Annotated in this window: 6 protein-coding genes; all 6 read right to left on the reverse strand. The window is 70.3% G+C overall.

Annotated elements, in window-relative coordinates:
• Positions 1 to 734, reverse strand: a 734-nt coding sequence (locus PHC73_RS08065; protein ID WP_300126560.1) for an outer membrane beta-barrel protein, incomplete at its 3' end; no start/stop codon positions are given.
• Between the two features lie 205 nt (positions 735 to 939).
• The gene (locus PHC73_RS08070; protein WP_300126562.1) at positions 940 to 1,944 is read right to left on the reverse strand and encodes an OmpA family protein; all 1,005 of its coding nucleotides are present in this window, start codon (positions 1,942 to 1,944) and stop codon (positions 940 to 942) included.
• A gap of 180 nt (positions 1,945 to 2,124) precedes the next feature.
• The gene (locus PHC73_RS08075; protein ID WP_300126564.1) at positions 2,125 to 2,856 is read right to left on the reverse strand and encodes a 1-acyl-sn-glycerol-3-phosphate acyltransferase; all 732 of its coding nucleotides are present in this window, start codon (positions 2,854 to 2,856) and stop codon (positions 2,125 to 2,127) included.
• On the reverse strand, positions 2,850 to 3,446 hold the full coding sequence (gene gmhB, locus PHC73_RS08080) for a D-glycero-beta-D-manno-heptose 1,7-bisphosphate 7-phosphatase (protein ID WP_300126566.1): 597 nt from the start codon (positions 3,444 to 3,446) through the stop codon (positions 2,850 to 2,852). Before gmhB ends, PHC73_RS08075 begins: the two co-directional genes overlap by 7 nt.
• 119 nt (positions 3,447 to 3,565) lie before the next feature.
• Positions 3,566 to 5,629, reverse strand: coding sequence for a glycine--tRNA ligase subunit beta (glyS, locus tag PHC73_RS08085; RefSeq protein ID WP_300126568.1), 2,064 nt, complete (start codon positions 5,627 to 5,629; stop codon positions 3,566 to 3,568).
• On the reverse strand, positions 5,629 to 6,492 hold the full coding sequence (glyQ, locus tag PHC73_RS08090) for a glycine--tRNA ligase subunit alpha (RefSeq protein WP_300126570.1): 864 nt from the start codon (positions 6,490 to 6,492) through the stop codon (positions 5,629 to 5,631). Before glyQ ends, glyS begins: the two co-directional genes overlap by 1 nt.
• Between the last annotated feature and the right edge of the window lie 111 nt (positions 6,493 to 6,603).

The following is a 6,603-nucleotide window of genomic DNA, read 5'->3' on the forward strand; positions in this document are numbered from 1 at the left end:
ATCGCCTTGGCCTCTTCGGACAGGGTGGCGCAGTCGAAGCAGAAATTGACCCCCTTGAGCACGACTGTTTCGGTGACCGGGGCGGGTGTCGGCGTGGGTGCGGGCAACGGCCGGGGCGTGGCCACTTCGGGCACCGGGCGAGCGGCTGGCGCGGCCTGCGGGCGGGCGCCGATCGGAATGCTGACGCCGGCCATCACCACCCAGTCGTTGAACGTGCTGTCGCCGCCGGGCACGTCGATGTCGGCGAAGTCCCAGCGATGACGCGCCTCGACGCGCAGCTTGGCGCCGTCGTCGTCGATGTCGTGCATGAAGCCCACGCCGAGCTCGACCACCGGCGAGGTGCTCTCGTCGACGTGCGAGATGTCGTTGTGCAGGGCGCCGGCGCCCAGCACCGCGAACGGCGCGAACGCCGGGTTGCGGTCGAAGAACACCAAGCCGTCGATGGTGGCGCCGTATTGTTTCCAGTCGCCGGAGCGATCCAGGTCGAACTGATGGCCCTTGAGGTTCAGTTCCAGGTTCAGCCAGTCGTTGATGGCCTTGCCGACGCCGACGAAACCACCGGGGCCGTCGTCCACGTCCACGCCGTGGCCGAACAGCTCACGGTCATCGTCGGCGAAGGTGTAGCTCAGGCCGCCGGACAGGTACCAGCGCCGGTCGAGGTCCTGCGCGCCCGCCGCGCCGCACAGCGCGGCCAGGCCGACGGCGGCGAGCAGGGATTTTGTTGTCGGGTTCATGCGATACCTCGCTTGTGATTGATCGGAGGCCGTTGCACATGACGCGCACCGGCAAGGGTTCGAACGCCGAGCCGCCGGCATGGTAGTCCAATTGAAGCCCGCGGGGACTCCTTGTGATCAAGCCCCAAGCGCCGCCGATCGACCGGTGCCTCCCAAATGTCACCGGCCCCGAACGTGGCGAGCCATGTTCGGGGCCGGTGCGGTATCAAGGCTTTTCGGTGACGCGCAGCTCGACACGGCGGTTCTGGGCGCGGCCGGCGGCGGTGGCGTTGTCGGCCACCGGCTGGCTTTCACCGTAACCGACCGCCGTCATCCGGCTGGGATCGGCGCCTTTCTGGACCAGGTAGTCGCGCACGGCTTCGGCGCGGCGCTGCGACAGGCGCAGGTTGTACTGCTCGCTGCCGATGGCGTCGGTGTGGCCGGCGATCTCGAAACTGGCGTTCGGATGCGCCTTGACGATGGCCATGGCGTCACCGTCGAGGATGGCCTTGGCCTCGTTGGACAGCCAGTCGCAGTCGAAGCAGAACTTGACGCCATCGAGCACCTGGGTGGTGGTGACCGGTGGGGGCGGTGGCGGGGCGGGGGTCGGTGCGGGTTCGGCGGCCGCCACCGCCACCGGCGCCGCAGGCGCCGCACGCTTACCCAGCGGGATGGTGACGCCGACCATCAGCGTCCAGTCGTCGAAGGTCTTGTCGTCGTTGCCCGGCAGGCGATCCAGGTCGGTGAAATCCCAGCGGTGGCGCACTTCCGCGCGCAGGGTATCGCCGCTGTCGTTGACCACGTGCATCACGCCGAGGCCGGCTTCCACGATCGGGGTGTTCCAGTTCTTGCCCGGCTTGGTGCTGTGCATTTCACCGGCGCCGAGCACGGCGTACGGGGCCCACTTCGGGTTGCGGTTGAAGAAAAACAGGCCGTCGAAGGTGGCGCCGTATTGTTTCCAGTCGTCATTGCCGCCGCCCAGATCGTAGCGGTTGCCCTTGAGGTTCAGCTCCAGGTTCAGCCAGTCGTTGATGGCCTTGCCGATGCCGGCGAACGCAGCCGGGCCGCCGTCGATGTCCCAGCCGGTGCCGGGCAGTTCGCGGTCGTCGTCGGCGAACGCATAGCCGATGCCGGCCGACAGGTACCAGCGCCGGTCGAGTTCATCCGCGGCGGCGGTACCGACCAGTGCGGCCAGTCCCGTGGCGATCAGCAGGTGTTTGTTGGTGTTCATGACATCCCTCTCTGAAGTCGTGAAAAAATCGTTTTCACGGTTCGTGTCGTGCAGGCCCGGTCGTCATCGGGACGCCGGTGCCGCGGCTTAGGAAAACGCCGAGTTCTCCGTTGCCGGGAAATCTCGGCTCATTGCGGTACGCGACACGCGCACGCCGCGCCCTCGATCGGCCGTTCGATATCACGCCGGTGTCGAGCGCGCGGGCGTGATCGTGCCACTGATCGTGTTTTCAATCCAATCCTCGGCCTGTTTGAGCACTGCCGCAGGATCCCGGCCGCTGGTTTCGATGGGCGGTCCGATCGCCACCGTAATGGTGCCGGGGTATTTCAGGAACTGCCGCTTGCCCCACAGCTCGCCGGCGTTGTGGGCGACCGGCACCACCGGCACCTGCGCCTGCACGGCGAGCAGTGCGCCGCCGGGGCGATAGCGCCCGCGTTGGCCGGGCGGCATGCGCGTGCCTTCCGGGAAGATCACCACCCACAGGCCGTCGGCCAGGCGCTGCTTGCCCTGGCTTAGCATCTGTTCCATGGCACGCCGGCCGGCCTTGCGGTCGATGGCGATCGGCCGGCCGAGCGCCAGGCCCCAGCCGAACAGCGGCAGCCACAGCAGTTCGCGTTTCATCACCCACACCAGCGGCGGGAAGATTTCCTGGAACGCCAGTGTTTCCCAGGTGGACTGGTGCTTGGAGAGCACCACCGCCGGCCGCTTGGGCAGGTTCTCGTGGCCGATCACGCGGTAGCGCACGCCGCAGGTGAGCTCCAGCCAGCGCAGGTTGGTGCGCGCCCAGTGGCGCGTGAAGGCGTAGCGGCGCGGGAACGGCAGCAGCGCCACCGGCGGCACCAGCACGCCGTAGGCGATGATGGTGACCACCATCCCGATCGAGAACAGCAGCGAGCGCAGGAACGTCAGCATGGCCAGTGGTCCTCCAGCAGCCAGTCGGCGGCAGCGGCGAGAGTGGGGAAACCCGGCACGGCATGGGTCTTGGCGAGCACGTCGGCCCGCTCGCCGACCGCGATGGCCGGCATGCCGGCCGCCCGGGCGGCTTCGATGTCGCGCGCGGCGTCGCCGATCATGACCGCGTCGGCGGGCACGAAACCGCATTCGTCCATCAGCCGCAGCAACAGGCCGGGCTTGGGTTTGCGGCAGGCGCAGTGTGCGTCCGGCGCGTGCGGGCAGTAGGCGAGCGCATCCAGCCGGCCACCGGCGGCGGCGACGGCGGCGAGCATTTTGGCGTGGATGGCATTCAGCGTCGGCAGGTCGAAATAGCCCCGCCCGACCCCCGATTGATTGGTGGCCACGGCAAGGCCGAAGCCGGCGCGGTGCAGGCGCGCGATGGCCGCCAGCGCGCCGGCGATTGGGTGCCAGTCGGCAGGGCTGCGGACGTAGGCGGCGCGGTCGTGGTTGATCACCCCGTCGCGGTCCAGGATCAGCCAGCGGCGGCGGCCATCAGCCGAAAAGGCCGCGGCGCTCAGGGTTTGTGAAGAAATGCGCGTGCTGCGCATTTCTTGCGTCGCCCGTCCGGTACACGCCCGAACGGGCTCCCGCGAATCAAGCCCTTGCGGGCTCGATTCGCGTCCGGCCATCCCTGGCCGGCCTCGGAGCTTGAAAAATTCACAAGCTCTCACCCTTGCAGGCGCGACAGGTCCGCCACCGCCAGGAACAGCCGGTGCAGGCGCGAGAGCAGCGCCAGGCGATTGCGCCGCCGGGCAACATCGTCGGCCATCACCATGACGGCGTCGAAGAAGGCGTCGACCGGCTCGCGCAGCGTGGCGAGCCGCTCGCACAGCGCCGCGTAATCGCCGCGCGGCAGGCAGGCGGCGGCGTGCGCCTCGGCGGCGGCGAGCGCCTGCGCGAGCGCGCCTTCGGCGGGGGACTCGAACAGACTCGCATCGACCGGCAGTGCGCCCGCCTCGGCGCCGGCCTTGGCCAGGATGTTGGCGATGCGCTTGTTGGCGGCGATCAGGCTCGCCGCCTGCGGCAGGCGGCGAAAGTCCGCCACGGCGCGCAGGCGGCGGTCGAGATCGAGCAGCCGGCCGGGCTTCAGGCCGAGCACGGCGTCGATTTCGTCGGGCAGGAAACCCTGCGCTTCGTAATAAGCCGGCAGCCGATCGAGCACGAAGTCGAACACTTGCGCGGCGAGGCCGGGTTTGTTGAACGGCTCGGCGGCGGCGTCCAGCAGCGCCGGCAGATCGAGTGGCAGTTCGGCCTCGATCAGCATGCGCGCCACGGCGAGCGCCGCCCGGCGCAGGCCGAACGGGTCGCGGTCGCCGCCCGGCGTGCCGGCGACGCCGATGATGCCGGCCAGCGTGTCGAGCCGGTCGGCGAGCGCCAGCGCCAGGCCCTCGCGCGTGCTCGCCAACGCGTCGCCGGCCTGGCGCGGCAGGTAGTGCTCGCGGATGGCGGTGCAGACGGGTTCGGGTTCGCCGTCGTGGGCGGCGTAGTAGGCGCCCATCACGCCCTGCAGCTCCGGGAACTCGCCGACCATCTGGGTCAGCAGGTCCGCCTTGGCCAGACGCGCCGCGCGCACGGTGTGCGCGGCATCGGCGCCGAGCTCGCCGGCCAAAAGGCCCGCCAGACGCTCGACGCGCAGCGTCTTGTCGGCCAGCGTGCCCAGGCGCTGCTCGTACACCACCCCGTCGAGCGCGGCGGTGCGTTCGATCAGCGGGCGCTGCCGGTCGGTGTCCCAGAAATAGCGGGCATCGGCCAGGCGCGCGCGCAGCACGCGCTCGTTGCCGGCGCGCACGCGCTGCGGTTCTGGGCTGTCGAGGTTGGCCACGGTGATGAAGTGCGCCAGCAGCCGGCCGTGCGCATCCAGCACGTGGAAGTATTTCTGGTGGTCACGCATGGCGGCGATCAGCACCGGCGCCGGCACCTCCAGAAAGCCGGCGTCGAAGGCGCCGGCGATCGCCACCGGCCACTCCACCAGCGCCGTCACTTCGTCCAGCAGCGCATCGTCCAGCACGGCCTGCCCGCCGAGTGTGTGGGCGGCGCTTTCTACGCACTGCGCCACACGCGCCCGGCGCTCGGCGAAGTCGGCGATCACGTGCGCCGCGGCCAGGCGCGCCTCGTAGCGGTCGGCGTGTTCGATGACGACCGGCTGCGGGTGGTGGAAGCGGTGCCCGCGGCTGGTGTTGCCGGCGGTGAGGCCAAAGCGCGTGAGATCCAGCACGGCGCTGCCGTGCAGCGCGACCAGCCAGTGCACCGGGCGCACGAACTCGCCATGCTCGCCGTTGCCCCAGCGCATGCGCCGGTCGATGGGCAGCGACTTGAGCGCCGCATCGAACAGGCGCGGCAGCGCCGCCGCCAGCGATTCGCCGGCCTGCACGGCGCGGTGCACCAGCCAGGCGCCCTTGTCGGTTTCGACCGTTTCGAGCGCCGCCACCTCCACGCCGCAGGATTGCGCGAAGCCCAGCAGCGCCCGCGTCGGCTGCCCGTTGGCATCGTAGGCGGCTTTGAGCGCCGGACCGCGGCGCTCGATCTGCCGCGCCGCGGCCTGCTCACGCACGCCCGGTACGCGCACGGCCAGGCGCCGCGGACTGGCGAACCACTGGCTGGCCGCCTCGGCATCGGCAAGGCCGGCATCGACGAGGCCGCGCAGCAAGTTGTCGGCGAATGCCGCCGCGAGGGCGGCGAGCGAGCGCGGCGGCAGCTCCTCGGTGCCGATCTCGATCAGCAGCGCGTCCATCAGGCGGCCTCCGTGGCCGGCGCGGCGTAGGCTTCCGCCACCGCCCGCGCCAGCGTGCGCACGCGCAGGATGTAGCGTGCGCGCTCGGTGACGCCGATGGCGCGGCGCGCGTCGAGCAGGTTGAAGCTGTGCGAGGCCTTGAGCACCTGCTCGTAGGCCGGCAGCGGCAGGCTGGCCGCCACCAGCGCCTGGCAGGTGGCCTCGGCGGCGTCGAACGCGGCCAGCAGCGCCGGCACCGGCGCGTGGTCGAAGTTGTAGTGCGACTGCTCCACCTCGTTGCGGTGGTACACGTCGCGGTAGGTGATGCGCCCCTGCGGCCCGTCCACCCAGGTGAGGTCGTACACGCTGTCGACGCCCTGCAGGTACATGGCGATGCGCTCGAGGCCGTAGGTGATCTCGGCCGTCACCGGCCGGCATTCGAGGCCGCCCACCTGCTGGAAGTAGGTGAACTGCGTCACCTCCATGCCGTTCAGCCACACCTCCCAGCCGAGTCCCCAGGCGCCGAGCGTGGGCGATTCCCAGTTGTCCTCGACGAAGCGGACGTCGTTCGCCGTGGGGTCGATGCCGAGCTCGCGCAGCGAGTCGAGGTAGAGGTCCTGGATGACCAGCGGCGAGGGCTTGATCACCACCTGGAACTGAAAGTAATGCTGCAGGCGGTTGGGGTTTTCCCCGTAGCGGCCGTCGGTCGGCCGGCGCGACGGCTGCACGTAGGCCGCCGCCCACGGCGTGGGCCCGAGCGCGCGCAAAAACGTGGCCGGGTGAAACGTGCCGGCGCCGACTTCCATGTCGAGCGGCTGCATCAGCGCGCAGCCCTGGCGTGCCCAGTAGGTCTGCAGGCGAAGGATGAGGTCCTGGAAGGTCACCGACGGTCTCGCATGGCGGGCCGGGAGGCCCAGTGAAAGCCGCGGATTATAGCGATGCGCACCCGCCGGCCAGGGCCGGCGGTGGCGCCTGTTGGGGCGAGCCAGAATGGC

The sequence above is a fragment of the Immundisolibacter sp. genome, assembly GCF_028696615.1.
Taxonomy (GTDB): domain Bacteria; phylum Pseudomonadota; class Gammaproteobacteria; order Immundisolibacterales; family Immundisolibacteraceae; genus Immundisolibacter.

Bases quoted from the DNA above. Each gene is read 5' to 3' on its own strand.
- PHC73_RS08070 (WP_300126562.1), bottom strand. From the start codon at position 1,944: ATGAACACCAACAAACACCTGCTGATCGCCACGGGACTGGCCGCACTG.
- PHC73_RS08075 (WP_300126564.1), bottom strand. From the start codon at position 2,856: ATGCTGACGTTCCTGCGCTCGCTGCTGTTCTCGATCGGGATGGTGGTC.
- gmhB (WP_300126566.1), bottom strand. From the start codon at position 3,446: ATGCGCAGCACGCGCATTTCTTCACAAACCCTGAGCGCCGCGGCCTTT.
- glyS (WP_300126568.1), bottom strand. From the start codon at position 5,629: ATGGACGCGCTGCTGATCGAGATCGGCACCGAGGAGCTGCCGCCGCGC.